Consider the following 20,573-nt stretch of genomic DNA (forward strand, 5'->3'; position numbering starts at 1 on the left):
TTAACATACCCACATTTAATGCTGTGGAGGATGTTCTACGCCTGAAAGAAAGGGGCTATCTATGCCATATTTAATGAAACACTCACCAATCGCCGCTGCGATTTCTCTGGCGTTATCGTCAGCGCTATTTACCGCACATGCGGCGGTAATAGATTTTGCTAATTTACCTGCCTCTGGAGCAGTAACGGATTTGCCTGCAGAAATACAGGCGTTGATTCCTGCAACGGCAAACGCGAACTTTAGCAAAAATACCGGCGATCCTAACTATGTCTACCAGTACAGCGCGGGTAATATCCCGATCTACGGAGATGGGATCACCCTCGAAGGACCAGGGGCGGAAGCCTTTGAGCATTCGGTCACCGTTATTCAGAACTCCACGTCCGGCAGCCCGGGGGTGATATTTGGTGACGATCTCACTATTCGCACCCAGTCAAAAGTGGCCGCCAATAATGGTAAAGACGTGGACGGCATTCGCACCCATGGTATGAACACGCCGGACAACCCGGTGTTTATCATTACCGGCGACCGCACCCATATTTACGTCAATGGCCAAAGCGGTGACGGCATCAATGCCGGATACAGCTCCTTCAGCCAGGGCTCTCTCGGCTCCGCCAATATTTATGTGGGTGACGATCTCTATATCGAAACCACCGGCAGTACCGGTCGAGGTATCAGCGCCTATGCACTGAATGATGCGTCAAAGGCCAAAAATAACGTTATCGTCGGCGATCGTGCGCATATTGTAACGCGTGGTACCTACGCCGAGGGGATTCGTACCAACCAGAGCGGCTCATACGTTCGTCTGGGGAATGAGGCCGCCATCGAAACGTACGGCACATCGGCCTACGGCCTGTATGCAGGTTCCGCATCTAAAATTGAGCTGGGAAAAAAAGCGGCGATAACCACCGACGCGGCCAGCGCCTCCGGGGTTTATTCTACCGGCTCGTCAACCATCACCCTTGATGAGGGCGCGACCATCACCACCAACGGAGCCAGCGCGCATGGCGTCTATGCGTACACAGGCGCGGTGAATCTTGGAGATAAGGTCACGATTGCGGTCAACAGCAGCGAGAAAACCAGCAGCTCCGCGCAGGCGCCGCACGGGATGTATGCCTGGTCACGCGGCGTGATTACGCTCGAGGGTGGTGCAACCGTTACCACCGCAGGCCAGCGCGACAGCGGAAGCTATGCCCTGAACGCCGGCAGCGGTGGCGTGATTGATGCCTCTGCGGGCGGAAAATTCGTCCTCAACGGCGATATCCTCTCCGCAGGCGGCGTCGCGGCCACCAGCACTGCCGCAGCGCAGAACAGCGCGATCGCGCTAACCATGCAGGATAACTCACTCTGGAACGGGGCGTCTTACATTGAGAGCAACGCCAACGGTACCGGGACTATCGCGCTTACGATGAATGATGCCGTGTGGAATATGCGCGACAGCTCCACGCTGACCAGCCTGACGCTGAATGCGGGCGGCACGATTAACTTCCAGCATGCTGAGGATGCGGCGTGGCAAACCCTGACCATCAGTGACGATTTTATCGGCAACGGCGGCAAGCTGGTTTTCAATACCGTGCTGTTTGACGATACCTCGGAAACGGACAAACTGATCGTTGAAGGGAACACCTCCGGTCATACCGGGGTGGAAGTGAACAACATTGGCGGTACTGGCGCACAAACCGTAGAAGGGATTGAAATTGTCAGCGTGGGCGGCAACTCTGACGGAACGTTTGAGAAGGCCAGCCGTATCGTGGCGGGAGGCTATGACTATAACGTTGTGCAAAAAGGTAAAAACTGGTTTCTGACCAGCCTGGTTGAGCCCGTTGACCCACCGGTTGACCCGATAGACCCACCTGTTGACCCTGTGGACCCGCCTGTCGACCCGGTAGATCCACCCGTCGACCCGGTGATTCCGCCGCAGGAACCGGTCCCTCCTGCTGCACCACCGAAAAGCGAGCATCAGTATCGCCCGGAATTTGGTAGCTATCAGGCAAACAGCTATGCGGCAAATACGCTGTTTATGACCCGCCTGCACGACCGTCTGGGTGAAACGCAGTACACCGATATCCTCACAGGCGAGCAAAAAGTAACGAGCCTGTGGATGCGTAACGTCGGCGGCCATACGCGTTTCAGAGACGGCAGCGGCCAGTTAAAAACGACCGCCAATCGCTACGTGCTGCAGCTGGGTGGTGATGTCGCCCAGTGGAGCACAGACGGCCTGGATCGGTGGCATCTCGGCCTGATGGCGGGCTACGGCAACAGCCAGAGCCGGAGTGCTTCCAGCCTGACCGGATACAACTCACGTGGCGAAGTGAATGGCTATAGCGTAGGCCTGTACGGCACCTGGTACGCAAACGACGCGGATAAAAGCGGTACCTACGTTGATAGCTGGATGCTGTATAACTGGTTCGACAATAAGGTGATGGGGCAGGATCAGGCGACTGAGCGTTATCGCTCCAGCGGCGTAACCGCCTCTGTAGAAGCTGGCTATAGCGTTAAGGTGGGCGAAAGCGGCCGCAACAGCTACTGGCTCCAGCCGAAGGCGCAGGCCGTTTGGATGGACGTGCAGGCTGACGACCATCGCGAGCGCAACGGCACGCGGGTGAAAGACGAGACTCAGGGGAACCTGATGACACGTCTCGGCGTGAAGGCCTATATCAGCGGACATAACGCGATTGACGACGGTAAAGCCCGCACCTTCCAGCCGTTTATCGAGGCGAACTGGATCCACAATACCCAGACCACGCGCATCCGCATGGATGACGTCAGCAATGAAACGCGCGGTACTCGCAATATCGGTGAACTTAAGACAGGTGTAGAAGGACAAATTACGCCGCAGCTTAGCGTATGGGGCAATGTGGCTCAGCAGATGGGCGACAAAGGCTACAGCGATACCCAGGGGATGCTGGGGGTGAAATACAGCTTCAAATAACAACAAAAAAGCCGCTGATTTCTCAGCGGCTTTTTTTAATACGCATTAGCCGTATTAGTCTTCTTTCGGACCGCGCATCGCACGTTTACGATCGTTCTCGGTCAGGTGACGTTTACGGATACGAATTGACTGTGGAGTCACTTCTACCAGTTCGTCATCATCGATGAATTCCAGAGCCTGCTCCAGAGTCATCTTGATCGGTGGAACCAGAACCGTTGCTTCGTCAGTACCGGACGCACGCATGTTGGTCAGTTTCTTACCGGTCAGGCAGTTTACGGTCAGGTCGTTAGAACGACTGTGAATACCGATGATCTGGCCTTCATAAACTTCAGCACCGTGACCCAGGAACAGCTTACCGCGATCCTGCAGACCGAACAGCGCAAACGCAACCGCTTTACCCTGACCGTTGGAGATCAGCACGCCGTTGTTACGCTGGCCCACTTCGCCCGGACGCACGTCGTCGTAGTGGCTGAAGGTGGAGTACAGCAGACCGGTACCGGAGGTCATGGTCATGAACTCTGAACGGAAGCCGATCAGACCACGGCTTGGGATCACGTAGTCGAGACGTACGCGGCCTTTGCCATCTGGATTCATGTTTTTCAGGTCGCCTTTACGCTCACCCAGAGCCTGCATCACAGAACCCTGGTGCTGCTCTTCAACGTCCAGCGTTACGTTTTCAAATGGCTCTTGTTTACGGCCATCGATCTCGCGGAAGATTACTTTCGGACGGGAAACCGCCATTTCGAAACCTTCACGACGCATGTTTTCGATCAGAACAGACAGGTGCAGCTCACCACGACCAGAAACGCGGAATGCGTCTGCATCCGGGGTTTCTTCAACGCGCAGCGCAACGTTGTGCACCAGCTCTTTGTTCAGGCGGTCAAGGATCTGACGAGAGGTAACGAACTTACCTTCTTTACCACAGAACGGAGAGGTGTTGACGTTGAAGAACATGGTTACGGTTGGTTCATCAACGGACAGGGCTGGCAGCGCTTCGACGTTCTGCGGATCGCAGATGGTGTCGGAGATGTTCAGCTCACCCAGACCGGTGATAGCGATGATGTCGCCCGCTTCAGCGATGTCGCTCTCGATACGCTCAAGACCCAGGTGAGTCAGTACTTTACCAACTTTACCGTTACGGGTTTTGCCTTCGCTATCGATGATAGTAACCTGCTGGTTAGGCTTCACTTTACCGCGCTTGATACGACCAATGCCGATTACGCCAACGTAGTTGTTGTAGTCGAGCTGAGAGATCTGCATCTGCAGGGTGCCGTCGAGATCGACGTTTGGCGCAGGAACACGGTCAACAATCGCCTGATACAGCGGGGTCATGTCTTCAGCCATGTCTTCGTGGTCCAGACCTGCGATACCGTTCAGCGCAGAGGCGTAAACGATAGGGAAGTCCAGCTGCTCGTCGGTCGCGTCGAGGTTAACGAACAGGTCGAAGACCTGGTCAACAACCCAGTCAGGACGCGCGCCAGGGCGGTCAACTTTGTTGATAACAACGATTGGCTTCAGACCATGGGCAAAAGCTTTTTTGGTCACGAAGCGCGTCTGTGGCATTGGGCCATCCATTGCGTCAACGACCAGCAGAACGGAGTCTACCATGGACATTACACGTTCAACTTCACCACCGAAGTCGGCGTGCCCTGGGGTATCAACGATGTTGATACGGTAGTCATTCCATTTAATCGCGGTGTTTTTCGCGAGGATGGTAATCCCACGCTCTTTCTCCAAATCGTTGGAGTCCATCACGCGTTCTTGGGTTTCGGCACGCGCATCAAACGTACCGGATTGCTGCAGCAGCTTGTCAACCAGGGTAGTTTTACCATGGTCTACGTGCGCGATGATGGCGATGTTACGCAAATTTTCGATCACAACTTTGCCTCAGGCATTTAGAAATAGCGCGTTATTGTACACGGATTAATCGCACTACAAAACAGGATCACAAACATCCCCCGCAAACAAGTATTGCAGAGATGCTTTGTGATCGCTTTCACGGAGCGGTAAAAGGGCACTTTAACGTAAATTGCACCAATATGGTGCTCAATGTTCACATTGAAGCACTATACTGGTGCAACAAATCCATCGTGGTGCAGCCCTTTTGCACTATGGTGCGCATGATAACGCCTTTTTGGGGTGTTTTAAAAGTTGGCACAGATTTCGCTTTATAAAAAATACATGGCAACAGCCAGTACAAACAGAAATTGAAGACCTCGTTACCACGACGACAATGACCAATCTGGAGAGTTAAGTATGTCCGCTGAACACGTTTTGACGATGCTGAACGAACATGAAGTGAAGTTTGTTGATCTGCGCTTCACCGATACCAAAGGTAAAGAACAGCACGTCACAATCCCTGCTCATCAGGTGAACGCCGAATTCTTTGAAGAAGGCAAAATGTTTGACGGCTCCTCCATTGGTGGCTGGAAAGGCATTAACGAATCCGACATGGTTCTGATGCCGGACGCGACCACTGCGCTCATTGACCCGTTCTTCGAAGAACCAACCCTGATCATCCGTTGCGACATCCTCGAGCCAGGCACGCTGCAGGGCTACGACCGCGACCCACGTTCTATCGCAAAACGTGCTGAAGAGTACCTGCGTTCTACCGGCATCGCAGACACCGTTCTGTTCGGGCCAGAGCCAGAGTTCTTCCTGTTTGACGACATCCGTTTCGGCGCTTCAATTTCTGGTTCCCACGTGGCTATCGACGACATCGAAGGCGCATGGAACTCTTCCACCAAATACGAAGGTGGTAACAAAGGTCACCGTCCTGGCGTGAAAGGCGGTTACTTCCCGGTTCCTCCGGTCGATTCTTCACAGGACATCCGTTCTACCATGTGTCTGATCATGGAAGAGATGGGCCTGGTTGTTGAAGCGCACCACCACGAAGTGGCGACCGCTGGCCAGAACGAAATCGCTACCCGCTTCAACACCATGACCAAGAAAGCGGATGAGATTCAGATCTACAAATACGTTGTGCACAACGTTGCGCACCGTTTCGGTAAAACCGCGACCTTCATGCCAAAACCAATGTTTGGCGATAACGGTTCCGGTATGCACTGCCACATGTCTCTGTCCAAGAACGGTACCAACCTGTTCTCTGGCGACAAATATGCCGGTCTGTCCGAGCAGGCGCTGCACTACATCGGTGGTGTTATCAAACACGCTAAAGCGATCAACGCCCTGGCGAACCCAACCACTAACTCCTACAAGCGTCTGGTCCCGGGCTACGAAGCGCCAGTGATGCTAGCCTACTCTGCACGTAACCGTTCTGCTTCTATCCGTATCCCGGTTGTTGCTTCTCCGAAAGCACGTCGTATCGAAGTGCGCTTCCCGGATCCAGCGGCTAACCCATACCTGTGCTTCGCAGCACTGCTGATGGCCGGTCTGGACGGTATCAAGAACAAGATCCACCCGGGCGAAGCGATGGACAAAAACCTGTACGACCTGCCGCCAGAAGAAGCGAAAGAGATCCCACAGGTTGCTGGCTCTCTGGAAGAAGCCCTGCAGGCGCTGGACGCAGACCGTGAGTTCCTGACTGCGGGCGGTGTGTTTACTGATGAAGCGATCGACGCTTACATCGCTCTGCGTATTGAAGAGAACGACCGTGTACGTATGACTCCACACCCGGTTGAGTTCGAGCTGTACTACAGCGTTTAATAAAGTTGTTTTACCCGGCGTGATAAGCGCCGGGGGTAGTTGCCGTGGAAACTTTTAGCCCATCTCCGGATGGGCTTTTTTCTCCACCAACAACCTGATCTCACGCGCTTTTTACACCGAAAACGCTATACTGCACTAAAACAGTGCAAACAACTCCAGGAGACTGCTGAATGGCAACTGGCACGCTGCCCGATGCTGGGCAGATCCTCAATTCTTTGATTAACAGCATTTTGCTGGTCGATGACGAGCTGGCCGTTCATTACGCCAACCCGGCGGCGCAGCAGCTGCTCGCCCAAAGCGCACGTAAACTGTTCGGCACCCCGCTTCCTGAACTCCTGAGCTATTTTTCGCTGAATATTGGCCTGATGCAGGAAAGTTTGCAGGCTGGCCAGGGGTTTACCGATAACGAAGTGACGCTGGTGATCGACGGGCGCTCGCACATTCTGTCGCTGACCGCGCAGCGTCTTCCCGATGGGATGATCCTGCTGGAAATGGCGCCGATGGATAACCAGCGTCGACTGAGCCAGGAGCAGCTTCAGCATGCGCAGCAAATTGCCGCCCGTGACCTGGTGCGCGGTCTGGCACATGAAATCAAAAACCCGCTGGGTGGATTACGCGGCGCGGCGCAGCTTCTGACCAAGGCGCTGCCCGACCCCGCGCTGGCGGAGTATACCAACGTCATCATTGAGCAGGCGGACCGTCTGCGGAATCTGGTAGACCGTCTTCTCGGTCCTCAGCAGCCGGGAATGCACGTCACTGAAAGCATCCATAAAGTGGCTGAGCGGGTGGTGAAGCTCGTCTCAATGGAGCTGCCGGAGAACGTCACCCTGGTACGTGATTACGACCCAAGCCTGCCGGAACTGGCCCATGATCCGGACCAGATTGAGCAGGTCCTGTTGAATATTGTGCGTAATGCCCTGCAGGCGCTGGGACCCGAAGGGGGCGAGATTATTTTACGCACCCGCACCGCCTTCCAGCTCACGTTACACGGCGTGCGCTACCGGCTGGCGGCCCGAATCGACGTTGAGGATAACGGGCCCGGCATTCCATCGCATCTACAGGATACCCTGTTCTACCCGATGGTAAGCGGTCGCGAAGGCGGTACCGGCCTGGGCTTATCCATTGCCCGCAGTTTGATCGATCAACACTCCGGGAAAATTGAATTTACCAGTTGGCCGGGACATACCGAGTTTTCGGTTTTCCTGCCGATTAAAAAATAAAGGTGACGTTTATGCAACGAGGGATAGTCTGGGTAGTCGATGACGATAGCTCCATCCGTTGGGTGCTTGAACGCGCGCTCACAGGGGCGGGATTAAGCTGCACGACGTTTGAGAGCGGCAGCGAAGTGCTCGACGCACTCACCACCAAAACGCCAGATGTTCTGCTTTCGGATATTCGTATGCCGGGCATGGACGGGCTGGCGCTGTTAAAGCAGATCAAACAACGCCACCCTATGCTTCCGGTCATCATAATGACCGCGCACTCCGATCTGGATGCCGCAGTGAGCGCCTACCAGCAAGGGGCGTTCGATTATCTGCCCAAACCGTTTGATATCGACGAAGCGGTGGCGCTGGTTGAGCGCGCGATTAGCCATTATCAGGAGCAGCAACAGCCGCGCCACGCGCCCGATTTTGGGCCAACGACAGACATCATCGGCGAAGCGCCGGCGATGCAGGACGTGTTTCGCATTATTGGCCGTTTGTCCCGCTCGTCCATCAGCGTATTGATTAACGGTGAATCGGGAACCGGTAAAGAGCTTGTGGCGCATGCATTGCATCGCCATAGCCCACGGGCAAAAGCGCCGTTCATCGCCCTGAATATGGCGGCGATCCCGAAGGATTTGATTGAGTCCGAACTGTTCGGCCATGAAAAAGGGGCATTTACCGGCGCAAATACCATTCGTCAGGGGCGGTTCGAACAGGCTGACGGCGGCACGCTGTTCCTGGATGAAATCGGCGATATGCCGCTGGATGTCCAGACCCGCCTGCTGCGCGTGCTGGCCGACGGGCAGTTTTATCGCGTGGGCGGCTATGCGCCGGTGAAGGTGGACGTGCGTATTATCGCCGCGACCCACCAGAACCTGGAGCAACGCGTGCAGGAAGGGAAATTCCGCGAGGATTTATTCCACCGTCTGAACGTCATCCGCGTTCATCTGCCGCCGCTGCGTGAGCGTCGGGAAGATATTCCCCGCCTGGCACGCCATTTCCTGCAGGTGGCCGCCCGCGAGCTGGGTGTGGAAGCCAAGCAGCTTCACCCGGAAACCGATGCCGCTCTGACGCGTCTGGCGTGGCCGGGCAACGTGCGCCAGCTGGAAAACACCTGCCGCTGGTTAACCGTAATGGCCGCCGGGCAGGAAGTGCTGATTCAGGATTTACCGGCCGAGCTGTTTGAAGCGACCGCACCTGAAAGCAGTACCGGGCACGCGCTGCCGGACAGCTGGGCGACGCTGCTGGCACAGTGGGCCGACCGCGCGCTGCGTTCCGGTCATCAAAACCTGCTGTCTGAAGCTCAGCCAGAGATGGAGCGTACGCTGTTAACCACCGCGCTTCGTCATACGCAGGGTCATAAGCAGGAAGCCGCTCGCCTGTTGGGATGGGGACGTAATACCCTGACGCGCAAGCTTAAAGAGCTGGGAATGGAGTGATCGTACTCCGCTGTGTAAAGGTTATTAATTGAGCGCAAATTGCCGTTATTTTGCGCTTTACTGTTCCGATGAGTTTTGTATGATCGTGCCCGGAAATTGGGGGTGAACATCATGCTGGAAACAATCGTGAATATGCTCTCTAGCGGAGCCGCTGAAAGCCACACGCCACAAACAGCCGTTGCGGCTATGTTGTGCGCGGCGCTGGTTGGGCTGTTTAGCTAGCGAGTTGAACGTAAAAGCCGGGTGGCGGCTTCGCCTTACCCGGCCTACGTTTCGTGCTTTTGGCAATGCGCCTTAAATCACTCGCGAGAACTGCTGCATACGCGCTTTCTGACGCAGATACGCATCAAAGCACATGCAGATATTACGAATCAACAGACGCCCTTTCGGCGTGACCTCAATCGCGCTCTCCGACACATCCACCAGCCCGTCTTTCGCCAGCGGTGCAATCAGCTTCAGGTCTTCCGCAAAATAATCGCTAAAATGCAGATCCCACTGCGACTCAACGTCGCTGAAATCGAGACGGAAGTTGCAGATGAGCGCCTTAATGACATCGCGACGGATGCAGTCGTCGCGCGTTAACGCAATGCCGCGCCACAGCGCGTTGCCCGTTTCATCAACCTGCTGGTAGTAGCGCTTCAGCTCTTTCTGGTTCTGCGCGTAACAGTCGCCAATCATACTGATGGCGGAGACGCCCATCCCCAGCAAATCGGTATCGCCCTGCGTCGTGTAGCCCTGGAAGTTGCGGTGCAGAACGCCTTCCCGCTGAGCAATCGCCAGCTCGTCATCCGGACGAGCAAAGTGATCCATTCCGATAAACTGATAGCCGGTTTCGGTCAGCGAGGTGATGGTTTCCTGCAGAATATCCAGCTTCTGCTGGGCAGAAGGAAGATCGGCATCTTTGATTTTGCGCTGGGCGGCAAAGAGCGTCGGCAGGTGCGCATAGTTAAAGACGCTCAGGCGGTCCGGGTTGAGTTCGGCCACGCGCTTCAGGGTGAAGGCGAAGCTTTCCGGCGTCTGCTTTGGCAGGCCGTAAATCAGGTCGATATTGGTCGAGGTGAAACCAATCTCACGCGCGTGATTGAGTAAGGCGAAGATAAACTCTTCGTCCTGCTCGCGGTTCACCAGACGCTGAACCTCTTTATTGAAATCCTGCACGCCCATGCTCAGACGATTGAAGCCTTCGGCGCGTAAGTGATCCAGTACATCCAGCTCAATTTCACGCGGATCGACTTCGATCGAGATTTCAGCGTCGGCGTTAAAACTGAAATTGCCGCGCAGCAGGGTCATCAGGCGGCTGATTTGCGCTTTGTTCAGATAGGTTGGCGTGCCGCCGCCCCAGTGAAGCTGGCTGACGTGACGGCCAGCAAACAGCGGTGCGCGATGGACAATTTCTTGTTCGAGCGCATCAAGATACTGGTCGGCTTTATGCTGCTGACGGGTAACGATTTTATTGCAGCCGCAGAAGTAACACAGCTTATGGCAGAACGGAATATGGACGTAGAGCGACAGCGGACGCTCAGGATAGCGCGCGACAGCCTGCTGGAAATCACGCTCGCCGAAGGCATCGGAGAACTCCAGCGCGGTGGGGTATGACGTATAACGCGGCCCGGAATAGTTATATTTCTGGATTAGGGCCAAATCCCAGTCGATAGTTGGTGCTGACATGCTCACTCCTTCCGTTGGTGTCGCGTTCGTATACGGCGGCCCGTTCTGGCCCCGTTGCGGGCCATCACTCGGGTGCGCAGCCACTTCTGTCGCCGCGACAACCGCCGTAGTTTAACGAATAACCACACCAGATAACATATAACCGGAAGGGTTATAAGCAGGACTATCGTGCCTGCCGGGTGCAAATGTTAGTTTCCACCCTTCAGAAGACGCATCATATCTTCCTGCTTCTCGTCTTCTTCTTCATCTTCGTCATCGTCGTATGACAGGCCCAGCTTCTGCATCAGTTCATCGATACGATCCAGCTTGGCATCCACCCATGACTGCTCTTCAGCGGTCAGGGTTTCCCCCTCTTCAAGACGTTCCAGCAGCGCGTCCAGGCGCTCATCGTTCTCCAGCAAATCCAGCTCAGCCTGCGGTGAAAGCATAGGTTTCTCGCTCTTTGGTTTGTGCTGCTTAGTGACCGGGGTGTCTGTCACGCCCAGTGGAATGGGAGTTTTACTGCCGATACGAGGGTCTTTCTGCTGTTTGCCTTTTGCAGAAGCACCCGCTGCACCACCACCGTTGGCACGGCTACCCGCAGTATGACCGCGATGTTTTTTGTCGCGTTTACGATCGCGCGCTTCCTGGTTCAGTTCTTCGCGCGTTTTGCGGCGTGCTTTTGCAGGGCGTTTCGCGCCCGCAGCGGAGGTTGGTTTTTTCATGATGTTTTATCTTTAAGTCGTTTTCTTCAGTATAGAATTGCGGCGAAATCTAGCAGAAAGCAAGCAAAGAAAAAAGGCGACAGAGCAATCTGTCGCCTTTTTTCCTGACTCACAACCCTTAGCGGGTCAGACATTCCATGTTTGCCAACAACAAACCCTATTTATCCCTTGGCAAATACCGTCCGTGATACGGTTCCGTTTCCTGTTAAAACGCCTCCAGGCGCTGGTCATCCTGACAATCCTGCGTCTTCGCCTCCTGGCGTTCCTGACCCTTGTCCTTAAGTCGATATCCTGTTGGCTTCCTCGCCCTGACGCACACTTTACCTTGTTCCGTTAAACTAACAAGCAACGAAACGGTACAAAAAGGGATTTTCAGACAATTACCCGGAAATAAGCTTATGATTTAAAACAGTTTGGCTTTTTTGACGCCTGCGAATTCTCTGAAATCTCCCATAGCATCACAGGCCGATCTCTCACACCGGTTGGGGCATTCGCCTACAGGTCATAGCAATCAGAAAAGCCTTTTGCCTGCATTCGGGTATAATCCCCTTCAGATTACGATTTTGGAGACGACCACGTGACTACCTGGAACTACCAACAGACGCATTTTGTCACCAGTGCGCCCGATATTCGCCACCTTCCTTCTGATACCGGTATTGAAGTGGCATTTGCTGGCCGCTCCAATGCGGGGAAATCCAGCGCCCTGAATACGCTGACCAATCAGAAGAGCCTGGCGCGTACCTCAAAAACACCTGGCCGTACCCAGCTGATCAACCTGTTTGAAGTCGCTGAGGGCAAACGCCTGGTCGACTTACCGGGCTACGGTTACGCGCAGGTACCGGAAGAGATGAAAATCAAGTGGCAGCGTGCGCTGGGTGAATACCTGGAAAAACGCCTGTGCCTGAAAGGTCTGGTGGTGCTGATGGATATTCGCCATCCCCTGAAAGATCTGGATCAGCAGATGATCGACTGGGCTGTAGCAAGCGATATCGCCGTGCTGGTACTGCTGACGAAAGCCGATAAGCTGGCAAGCGGCGCGCGCAAAGCGCAGGTGAATATGGTTCGCGAAGCGGTGCTGGCGTTCAACGGTGATGTGCAGGTTGAACCGTTCTCCTCCCTGAAAAAGCAGGGCGTGGACAAGCTGCGTCAGAAGCTCGACACCTGGTTTAGCGAGCTGGAACCCGCGACGGAAGCGGAAGAAGAGTAATACCGAACGCGGCGATGGCCGCGTTTTTTTTGCCTGAATTTTTCTTTGCCGCAATAAAAAACGCCCCAGTCATTACTGACTGGGGCGGCTAAAATATTCAGCCAAATCCGATTACGTGAAGTAAAAGGTCTGAAAGATAGAACATCTTACCTCTGTACCCTACGTCGATAACTCTACCCCTTTTTGTGCTGCAGAAAAAGCACTTTTTGTAGTTTTTTTTCATTCTTTACATAGGGAATTCTAATGATCGTCACAAAACGCGCGTTGTTATGTTGCAAACTTACATAAAAAGCGCGTTATGCGAAGAACCGTTAGTGAGCCTGATCCCAGTTTTCGCCACTTCCCACTTCCACCAGCAACGGCACGTCAAGCGTCATGCTGCTTTCCATCAGTTCGTGGATCTTCTTCGACACGGCGTCCAGGTCGTCTTTGTGCACTTCAAATACCAGTTCATCGTGTACCTGCATGATCATTTTCACGCGAGGCTTCTCTTTTTCCAGCCAGGCATCAACGGCGATCATTGCACGCTTAATAATGTCCGCCGCGGTACCCTGCATCGGGGCATTGATCGCCGCACGCTCTGCGCCAGCGCGACGCGCCGCGTTGCTGGATTTGATGTCCGGTAAGTAGAGACGGCGGCCATCCAGGGTTTCGACGTAACCTTTTTCCTTCGCCTGCGCGCGGGTACGTTCCATATATTCCAGCACGCCCGGATAACGCTCGAAGTAGAGATCCATATACTTCTGCGACTCTTTACGCGGAATATTGAGCTGGCGCGAAAGACCAAATGCACTCATACCGTAAATCAGGCCGAAGTTGATCGCTTTAGCGCTGCGGCGCTGTTCGTTGGTCACGCTGTCCAGCGGCAAACCGAAGACTTCGGCCGCGGTTGCACGGTGGATATCCTTCCCTTCCGCAAACGCGGTCAGCAGGCCTTTGTCGCGGGACAGATGCGCCATAATGCGCAGCTCAATTTGCGAGTAGTCAGCAGAGACAATCAGATAATCCTCTGGTGCGATGAAAGCCTGGCGAATACGGCGGCCTTCTTCGTTACGTACCGGGATGTTCTGCAGGTTTGGATCGGTTGACGAAAGGCGCCCCGTCGCCGCTACGGCCTGATGATACGACGTGTGCACGCGACCCGTTTTCGGATTGATCATCAGCGGGAGCTTGTCGGTGTAGGTAGACTTCAGCTTCGCGAGACCACGGTACTGCAGAATCACTTTTGGCAGCGGGTAATCCAGCGCCAGCTCTTCCAGCACCTCTTCAGAGGTTGACGGTGCGCCGCCTGGGGTTTTCTTCAGCGGCTTGATACCCTGCTTTTCAAACAGAATGGTTTGCAGCTGCTTCGGTGAAGAGAGGTTAAACGGCTCGCCTGCAAGCTCATGCGCTTTTTGCTCGAGCTCGGTCAAACGCTGCGCCAGCTCCCCGGAGTGGTTATGCAGCACCGTTGGGTCGATTTTCACGCCGTTACGTTCAATGCGTGACAGCACGGGCACCAGCGGCATCTCGATATGCTGGAACACGTTCAGCGGACCTTCATGCTTCTGCAGTTTTGGCCACATCTTCAGGTGCAGCTGCAGCGTGACATCAGCGTCTTCCGCCGCGTAGCGCCCCGCCTCTTCAAGAGCAATCTGGTTAAAGGTGAGCTGATTTTTGCCTTTACCGGCAATTTCTTCAAAGGTGATGGTTTTGTGCTTGAGCCAGCGGTCAGATAAGGAATCCATATCATGACGACCCGCGACGCTGTCCAGAATGTAGGATTCAAGCATGGTGTCGAAGGCAATCCCGCGCAGTTCAATGCTGTAGTTTTGCAGAATGCCGCGGTCGTACTTGAGGTTTTGCCCAACCTTGAGCGCCTTTTCGTCTTCCAGGATCGGCTTCAGCAGCTCAAGCACGCGTTCACGGGAAATTTGCTCCGGCGCATCCAGGTAATCGTGCGCCACGGGAACGTAGGCGGCAATACCCGGCTCTGTCGCAAATGACAGGCCAACCATATTGGCTGAGATGTTATCGAGACTGTCAGTTTCGGTATCAAAGGCAAAGACCGGTGCCTTTTTCAGTTTCTCGATCCAGGCGATCAGCTGCGACTCTTCAAGAATGGTTTCGTAGTTGTCGAAGGAAAGCGCCACAGCTTCTTCTTCCGCCTGCTCTTCTGCGTCAACGACGATCGTCTCCTTCGGCTTTGCAGCAGGTTTGGCCCCTTTTGCCTGTAGCCATTTACCGGCTTCGACGTCAGTGATCCAGCGCTTGAATTCGTATTTCTTAAACAGGCTCAGCAGATCGTCAGCGGAAGGCTGTTGCACTTCAAGCTGCTCACAGCCCAGCTCCAGTTCGACATCGGTTTTGATTGTCGCCAGCTTATAGGAGAGATAAGCCACCTCTTTGTTCTCTTCCAGTTTTCCGGCCATGGTTTTTGCGCCACGGAAGGAGAGCCCGGCGATTTTATCTGATTCCGCGTACAGCGTATCCAGACCGCCCAGCCCCTGAAGCAGCGCCTGCGCGGTTTTTTCACCGACGCCAGGGACACCCGGGATGTTATCCGAGGAGTCGCCCATCAACGCGAGGAAGTCGATAATCAGCTCAGGCGGCACGCCATACTTTGTGACCACCTCTTCAGGCCCCAGAATGGTGTTGGTCATGGTGTTAATCAGGGTGATACCTGGCGTCACCAGCTGCGCCATATCTTTATCACCGGTGCTGATCAGTACAGGACGCCCTATCTTTTCTGCTTCACGCGCCAGCGTACCGATGACGTCATCGGCTTCAACGCCGGAGACGGCCAGCAGCGGCAGCCCCATCGCTTTTACCATGGTGTGCAGCGGCTCAATCTGCGCACGCAGATCGTCAGGCATTGGCGGACGGTGAGATTTGTAATGCTCAAACAGCTCATCGCGGAAAGTTTTACCTTTCGCATCAAAGACCACAGCCGCATGGGTTGGCTGATACTGAAGGATCAGGCTGCGCAGCATATTCAGCACGCCGTACATTGCGCCGGTGGGTTCCCCTGCGCTATTGGTCAGAGGAGGAAACGCATGGTATGCCCGATACAGGTAAGAAGAGCCATCGACGAGAATAAGAGGGTTTTCTGGGATCTGAACCATAATGTCCGTGCCTTTAATCAATTTATGGGTAAAGGATGCCACAGAAGGATGAAAACATCAGTTATTAGCGCCTGATACAGGAAAAGATTTTGCGATCGTGAGGATCGCTCGCAAAAATCAAACTGTGGATAAGTTTGTGCATATTTTCACTTCATATGAATAACAGACGCAAAAAACACATATGCGATAATTTTTAGATCTTAATTATCATGCTGTTATGTCATTAGATCTTATCTATATGGCCAACTGATGGCAATTTAGTCTATGTGGATATAAGCCTTGATAAGCGCCGAGTGACAGTGAAATCGTCTACGACAGGGTAAAAGCGGCCAAATCATCACGTGAAAGCGCCATTAATTTGCCTGTTTTCTGGTAAAATCAGCGCCCAGCGTCGCATAGCCGGCCGCTCACTTACAGCTAACTACCTGAAAAAGCTCATCATGCCGAGATTGCTCGCTGCAATAACATTACTGTTAAGCATCATTTTAACTATTCTGGTGACGGTCGCCTGCTCTGTGCCGATCATTCTCGCCGGGCTCGTTAAACTGCTGCTGCCTGTCCCCGCGGTGTGGCGAACCGTGTCCGCATTTTGTAACTTCATGATGTACTGCTGGTGCGAAGGACTGGCGATCCTGCTGTGCCTGAACCCGCATCTGAAGTGGGATATTAAAGGGCTGGAGAGCCTTAACAAGAAGAACTGGTATCTGCTGATCTGCAATCACCACAGCTGGGCGGACATCGTGGTGTTATGCGTACTGTTTCGCAAACACATTCCGATGAATAAATACTTTCTGAAACAGCAGCTCGCCTGGGTGCCTTTTATCGGGCTGGCCTGCTGGGCGCTCGATATGCCGTTTATGAAACGCTATTCGCGCAGCTATTTGATTCGTCATCCCGAGCGTCGCGGCAAAGATGTGGAGACCACGCGCCGTTCCTGCGAAAAGTTTCGCGCGCATCCAACAACCATCGTGAACTTTGTTGAAGGCTCCCGGTTTACGGAAGAGAAGCATCAACAAACCCGCTCTCCTTATCAGCATCTGCTGCCGCCGAAGGCGGCGGGTATTGCGATGGCGCTTAACGTGCTGGGAGCACAGTTCGATAAACTCCTGAACGTCACGCTCTGCTATCCGGAAAATGATAAGACGCCGTTCTTCGATATGCTCAGCGGCAAACTGACGCGCATTGTTGTGCGTGTCGATCTGGTCCCGATAGATGCCGGACTGCACGGTGACTACGTTAACGATAAGAATTTCAAACGTCGTTTCCAGCAGTGGCTCAATACGCTCTGGAAAGAGAAAGACGAACAGATAGACAAGATTAAATCTTCATACAAAAACGCCGGTCAGTGACCGGCGTTTTAACATCAGCGAAATTACTTCTTCTCAACCAGGTATTTCACGGTATCAGCATACTGCTGTACGAAGATATCCATGCTGCTGGTGTCCATGCCCTGCATGTTCAGCTGGTATTTGCCGTTAACAAACATCGCCGGAACGCCCTGAAGCTGGAGGTCAGCAGCCGCTTTTTCCTGCTGAGCCACCAGGGATTTCACCACAAAGCTGTTCCAGGCTGCGTCGTAATCTTCACCTTTCACGCCGGCATCAACGAACACTTTACGGATATCCGCTGTGGTCTGAACGGTCTGGGTTTTCTGTACGGCTTCAAACATTGGCGCTGTGATTTTATCTTCCACGCCCAGTGCCATAGCAACAGCCCACGCCTGAGTCAGGTCTTTACCCAATGGGCCTAGGAACTCGACGTGGTACTTGGTCATTTTGGTGCCTTCCGGCAGCTTTTTCTTCACGTTGTCGGACACATGCAGAACCTGCTCGAACTGATAGCAGTGCGGGCAGTAGAACGAGAAGAACTCCAGAACCTGTGGCTCGCCAGCGACCGGTTTGTCCAGCGTGATGAACTGTTTGCCGTCGGTAAACTGCGCAGCAGAAGCGCTAAATGCCAGAATCATACCTGCCAGCGCCAGCCAAATTTTTTTCATGATTAACTCTCTCCTGGGTGTGTCTAATTAATACATCGGCGTTAATTGCAGAGGGGGTTCCTGAAGAACCTTGACCTGCTCGGTAAATGTAGATATCTGGCTACGCCAGTAATCCTCTCCGGTAAGCCACGGGAAATTCCGGGGAAATGCGGGATCGTCCCAACGCCTGATTAACCATGCGAGATAATAAACAAAACGCATCGCACGTAAAGGCTCAATCAGGGCAATTTCGTCTGAATTAAACGGGCTAAATTCTTCATAAGCTTCAATAATGGTTTCAAGCTGCATGCGTTGCTCGGCTTTATCGCCATTGAGCAGCATCCACAGGTCCTGAACCGCTGGCCCCATACGCGCATCATCGAGATCGACAAACAGCGGGCCATCACGCCAGAGGATATTTCCAGCATGACAATCGCCATGCAGACGCAGGATGGAAATATCGTCGCGCCAGCAGGTTTTAACAGCAGCAATGAGCTTATCGGTGGCGTTGAGGAAATCATCCTTCAGCGCAGTGGGGATCATGGCAGACGTTTCGAATATTCCCCGCGGTTCAAGAAGGTATTCCTGAATCCCGATAGTCGGGCGGGTGATAAAGGGGTTTTTGCGTCCCGTCTGGTGTATACGCCCAAGATAGCGGGCAACCCACTCCATCTGATCGATATTATCCGCTTCAAACTGGCGCCCCCCCAGGCTCGGGAATACAGCGTAGTAAAACCCTTCGTGCGTGAGGAGAGTTTGGTTATTGAATTTTAGCGGTGCGGCAACGGGAACATCGTCATCCAGCAGATCGTGAGCAAACTGATGCTCTTCCTGAATTTGTTCTGCGGACCAGCGTTCAGGGCGATAGAACTTTACGACGAAGCGCTGACGATCCTCGTCCTGAAATTGATAGACGCGGTTTTCGTAGCTGTTTAACGGTGTTAGCCCGGAATCCACCCGAATACCCTGTTCAAACAGGGCATCCATAATGGTGTCCGGGTGTAATGTCTGGAAAGTAAAAGCCTGGTCGTTCATCCGATCATCCGGAAATTATACGAATGATTCAGGATATCATCTTGTGGCGATTTCGGTGCCGCCGCTTACAAGCTTTTACTCTTTAATTACGCCTCGGGCGCGCAATAATGCAGTCTTAAAATCTTCCTCATAATCCTTCTGAATACCAGGAATAACAGCATCTTTGGCAGAGTCACGCATTTTAAGGTGGTAGATCAGGATGTCATCAGAAAGGTCTGCCAGATCGCCGTCAAAACCTGACTCTTTCGCCAGTTTCTGTAAAAATTGCATCAGATTTAGCTCTGGCTCTTTTTGCCAGGCGGGCTGGAGGAGTTCAATAACTTCATTCAGACGTTTACATTTCATGGTGGTGCTCCTTTCATTTAGAGTGACACGTTAGCAGGGTCAATCCCACAATAAAAGAGGCGATATTCGTGAATCTTAGCCAGGAAATCATTGGGGTCGTTCTGGCAGGTGGCAGAGCGACGCGAATGGGGGGAAAAGATAAGGGGCTTCAACGCCTGAATGGCAAACCCTTATGGCAATGTGTCGCTGATACGCTCGCAGACCAGGTGTCGACAATGGTCATCAGTGCTAACCGGCATATCGATACTTACCGGCTCAGCGGGTACGCCGTTTACCAGGATATCCTTGAGGATTTCCCGGGACCGCTGGCCGGTATGCTTTCGGTTATGCAACAGTCTCAAGGAGAGTGGTTTATCTTCTGTCCCTGCGATACCCCGTTTATTCCGCCCTGTCTTGTCGAGCGTTTGCTACAGCTTCGCGGTACGGCTCCTGTGGTTTGGGTACATGACGGCGAGCGTGACCATCCTGCTATCGCATTGATGCACCGATCGCTAGCGCCAGCCCTGCAGTCCTATCTGGCTGCGGGTGAGCGCAGGGTGATGGTTTTTATGCGCGAGTCTGGCGGCCATCCCGTTGATTTTAGCGATTTGAAATCAGCATTTGTGAACGTGAATACGCGTGAAGATCTGCAGATGATGCAGGAGAAAAGATGATACCTGTTGTAGCCATTTCCGCCTGGAGTGGGACCGGGAAAACCACGCTGCTGAAAAAGCTCATTCCTGCGCTTTGTGCCAGAGGTATCCGTCCAGGGTTGGTTAAGCATACCCACCATAATATGGATGTCGATAAACCGGGCAAAGATAGCTATGCGTTGCGTAAAGCGGGGGCGGCGCAAACGATGGTGGCAAGTACTCAACGCTGGGCGTTGATGACAGAAACGCCGGATGAGGCGCCGCTGGATCTCGCTTATCTGGTCAGCCGGATGGATCATTCCACGCTCGATCTGGTGCTGGTTGAGGGATTTAAGCATGAGGCCGTGCCTAAGATCCTGCTGTTCAGAAGCGATGCCGGGCATGTTTTCAGCGAGTTAACGCTGGATGAGCATGTGATTGCGGTGGCCAGTGATGTTGTATTGCCGCTTGAGGTTCCGGTGCTGGACTTAAATGATGTGGATGCGATTGCGGAGTTCATTGTGGGGTGGAGTGCGGTCTGACTTGCCGGGTGGCTGCTTTGCCTTACCCGGCCTACCGTTTTTTTAGTCTATAAACGCAAAAAGGCCATCCTTTCGGATGGCCTCTTCACTTAATTGATGCCTGGCAGTTCCCTACTCTCACATGGGGAGACCCCACACTACCA

Annotated in this window: 17 protein-coding genes; 9 read left to right on the forward strand and 8 right to left on the reverse strand. The window is 53.6% G+C overall.

Annotated elements, in window-relative coordinates; translation table 11 throughout:
* The first annotated feature begins 61 nt into the window (after positions 1–61).
* A complete protein-coding gene (locus KIF87_RS17510) occupies positions 62–2,929 on the forward strand; it encodes an autotransporter outer membrane beta-barrel domain-containing protein (RefSeq protein ID WP_213329841.1) in 2,868 nt (955 codons plus the stop codon).
* A 54-nt stretch (positions 2,930–2,983) separates the two neighbouring features.
* Here KIF87_RS17510 and typA read toward each other — a convergent pair whose 3' ends face one another.
* Positions 2,984–4,807, reverse strand: a complete 1,824-nt coding sequence (gene typA, locus KIF87_RS17515; protein WP_029741474.1) for a ribosome-dependent GTPase TypA — start codon at positions 4,805–4,807, stop codon at positions 2,984–2,986.
* A gap of 378 nt (positions 4,808–5,185) precedes the next feature.
* Between typA and glnA the strand changes: the two genes are divergently transcribed.
* From glnA to KIF87_RS17535, 4 genes are all read left to right on the forward strand, one after another.
* Positions 5,186–6,595: a glutamate--ammonia ligase gene (glnA, locus tag KIF87_RS17520; protein WP_014072406.1), complete on the forward strand. Its 1,410-nt coding sequence runs from the start codon at positions 5,186–5,188 to the stop codon at positions 6,593–6,595.
* Positions 6,596–6,765: 170 nt separating this feature from the next.
* Positions 6,766–7,815 carry a nitrogen regulation protein NR(II) gene (gene glnL / locus KIF87_RS17525; RefSeq protein ID WP_023333897.1) on the forward strand — a complete coding sequence of 350 codons (1,050 nt, stop codon included), beginning with the start codon at positions 6,766–6,768 and terminating at the stop codon, positions 7,813–7,815.
* An 11-nt stretch (positions 7,816–7,826) separates the two neighbouring features.
* Positions 7,827–9,239 (forward strand): nitrogen regulation protein NR(I), encoded by a 1,413-nt coding sequence (gene glnG / locus KIF87_RS17530; protein ID WP_023309765.1) that lies wholly within the window; start codon positions 7,827–7,829, stop codon positions 9,237–9,239.
* A 111-nt stretch (positions 9,240–9,350) separates the two neighbouring features.
* Positions 9,351–9,461, forward strand: a complete 111-nt coding sequence (locus tag KIF87_RS17535; protein WP_023333898.1) for a YshB family small membrane protein — start codon at positions 9,351–9,353, stop codon at positions 9,459–9,461.
* Between the two features lie 72 nt (positions 9,462–9,533).
* Here the strand turns inward: KIF87_RS17535 and hemN are convergent, their stop codons facing one another.
* Positions 9,534–10,907 carry an oxygen-independent coproporphyrinogen III oxidase gene (hemN, locus tag KIF87_RS17540; protein ID WP_213329843.1) on the reverse strand — a complete coding sequence of 458 codons (1,374 nt, stop codon included), beginning with the start codon at positions 10,905–10,907 and terminating at the stop codon, positions 9,534–9,536.
* A 188-nt stretch (positions 10,908–11,095) separates the two neighbouring features.
* On the reverse strand, positions 11,096–11,611 hold the full coding sequence (yihI, locus tag KIF87_RS17545) for a Der GTPase-activating protein YihI (RefSeq protein WP_033146972.1): 516 nt from the start codon (positions 11,609–11,611) through the stop codon (positions 11,096–11,098).
* Between the two features lie 577 nt (positions 11,612–12,188).
* Between yihI and yihA the strand changes: the two genes are divergently transcribed.
* Entirely contained in the window at positions 12,189–12,818 is a 630-nt protein-coding gene (gene yihA / locus KIF87_RS17550; RefSeq protein WP_023309768.1) for a ribosome biogenesis GTP-binding protein YihA/YsxC, read from the forward strand.
* A 97-nt stretch (positions 12,819–12,915) separates the two neighbouring features.
* Here yihA and spfP read toward each other — a convergent pair whose 3' ends face one another.
* Complete coding sequence (gene spfP, locus KIF87_RS23620) at positions 12,916–12,963, reverse strand: small protein SpfP (RefSeq protein ID WP_071892919.1); 48 nt, start codon at positions 12,961–12,963, stop codon at positions 12,916–12,918.
* A 166-nt stretch (positions 12,964–13,129) separates the two neighbouring features.
* Complete coding sequence (polA, locus tag KIF87_RS17555; RefSeq protein ID WP_213329845.1) at positions 13,130–15,922, reverse strand: DNA polymerase I; 2,793 nt, start codon at positions 15,920–15,922, stop codon at positions 13,130–13,132.
* A 440-nt stretch (positions 15,923–16,362) separates the two neighbouring features.
* Between polA and yihG the strand changes: the two genes are divergently transcribed.
* The gene (gene yihG / locus KIF87_RS17560) at positions 16,363–17,271 is read left to right on the forward strand and encodes a 1-acylglycerol-3-phosphate O-acyltransferase, YihG family (RefSeq protein WP_213329847.1); all 909 of its coding nucleotides are present in this window, start codon (positions 16,363–16,365) and stop codon (positions 17,269–17,271) included.
* Between the two features lie 23 nt (positions 17,272–17,294).
* On the opposite strand, the gene dsbA is transcribed toward yihG, so the two are convergent.
* From dsbA to KIF87_RS17575, 3 genes are all read right to left on the reverse strand, one after another.
* The gene (gene dsbA / locus KIF87_RS17565; protein WP_121423247.1) at positions 17,295–17,918 is read right to left on the reverse strand and encodes a thiol:disulfide interchange protein DsbA; all 624 of its coding nucleotides are present in this window, start codon (positions 17,916–17,918) and stop codon (positions 17,295–17,297) included.
* A 27-nt stretch (positions 17,919–17,945) separates the two neighbouring features.
* A complete protein-coding gene (locus KIF87_RS17570) occupies positions 17,946–18,932 on the reverse strand; it encodes a serine/threonine protein kinase (RefSeq protein WP_213329849.1) in 987 nt (328 codons plus the stop codon).
* Between the two features lie 75 nt (positions 18,933–19,007).
* A complete protein-coding gene (locus tag KIF87_RS17575) occupies positions 19,008–19,277 on the reverse strand; it encodes a YihD family protein (protein WP_008501866.1) in 270 nt (89 codons plus the stop codon).
* 68 nt (positions 19,278–19,345) lie between these two features.
* Between KIF87_RS17575 and mobA the strand changes: the two genes are divergently transcribed.
* Both mobA and mobB read left to right on the forward strand, forming a co-directional pair.
* Positions 19,346–19,930: a molybdenum cofactor guanylyltransferase MobA gene (gene mobA / locus KIF87_RS17580; RefSeq protein ID WP_213329851.1), complete on the forward strand. Its 585-nt coding sequence runs from the start codon at positions 19,346–19,348 to the stop codon at positions 19,928–19,930.
* The gene (gene mobB / locus KIF87_RS17585; RefSeq protein ID WP_213329853.1) at positions 19,927–20,430 is read left to right on the forward strand and encodes a molybdopterin-guanine dinucleotide biosynthesis protein MobB; all 504 of its coding nucleotides are present in this window, start codon (positions 19,927–19,929) and stop codon (positions 20,428–20,430) included. The genes mobA and mobB overlap by 4 nt, the downstream gene beginning before the upstream one ends.
* Positions 20,431–20,573: the final 143 nt, after the last annotated feature.

The organism is Enterobacter sp. 120016 (genome assembly GCF_018383635.1).
Lineage (GTDB): Bacteria > Pseudomonadota > Gammaproteobacteria > Enterobacterales > Enterobacteriaceae > Enterobacter > Enterobacter asburiae_D.

Coding starts and splice junctions, on each gene's coding strand:
- KIF87_RS17535 (WP_023333898.1), top strand. CDS start 9,351: ATGCTGGAAACAATCGTGAATATGCTCTCTAGCGGAGCCGCTGAAAGC.
- mobB (WP_213329853.1), top strand. CDS start 19,927: ATGATACCTGTTGTAGCCATTTCCGCCTGGAGTGGGACCGGGAAAACC.
- yihG (WP_213329847.1), top strand. CDS start 16,363: ATGCCGAGATTGCTCGCTGCAATAACATTACTGTTAAGCATCATTTTA.
- KIF87_RS17570 (WP_213329849.1), bottom strand. CDS start 18,932: ATGAACGACCAGGCTTTTACTTTCCAGACATTACACCCGGACACCATT.
- yihI (WP_033146972.1), bottom strand. CDS start 11,611: ATGAAAAAACCAACCTCCGCTGCGGGCGCGAAACGCCCTGCAAAAGCA.
- polA (WP_213329845.1), bottom strand. CDS start 15,922: ATGGTTCAGATCCCAGAAAACCCTCTTATTCTCGTCGATGGCTCTTCT.
- glnG (WP_023309765.1), top strand. CDS start 7,827: ATGCAACGAGGGATAGTCTGGGTAGTCGATGACGATAGCTCCATCCGT.
- KIF87_RS17575 (WP_008501866.1), bottom strand. CDS start 19,277: ATGAAATGTAAACGTCTGAATGAAGTTATTGAACTCCTCCAGCCCGCC.
- glnA (WP_014072406.1), top strand. CDS start 5,186: ATGTCCGCTGAACACGTTTTGACGATGCTGAACGAACATGAAGTGAAG.
- dsbA (WP_121423247.1), bottom strand. CDS start 17,918: ATGAAAAAAATTTGGCTGGCGCTGGCAGGTATGATTCTGGCATTTAGC.
- KIF87_RS17510 (WP_213329841.1), top strand. CDS start 62: ATGCCATATTTAATGAAACACTCACCAATCGCCGCTGCGATTTCTCTG.
- glnL (WP_023333897.1), top strand. CDS start 6,766: ATGGCAACTGGCACGCTGCCCGATGCTGGGCAGATCCTCAATTCTTTG.
- hemN (WP_213329843.1), bottom strand. CDS start 10,907: ATGTCAGCACCAACTATCGACTGGGATTTGGCCCTAATCCAGAAATAT.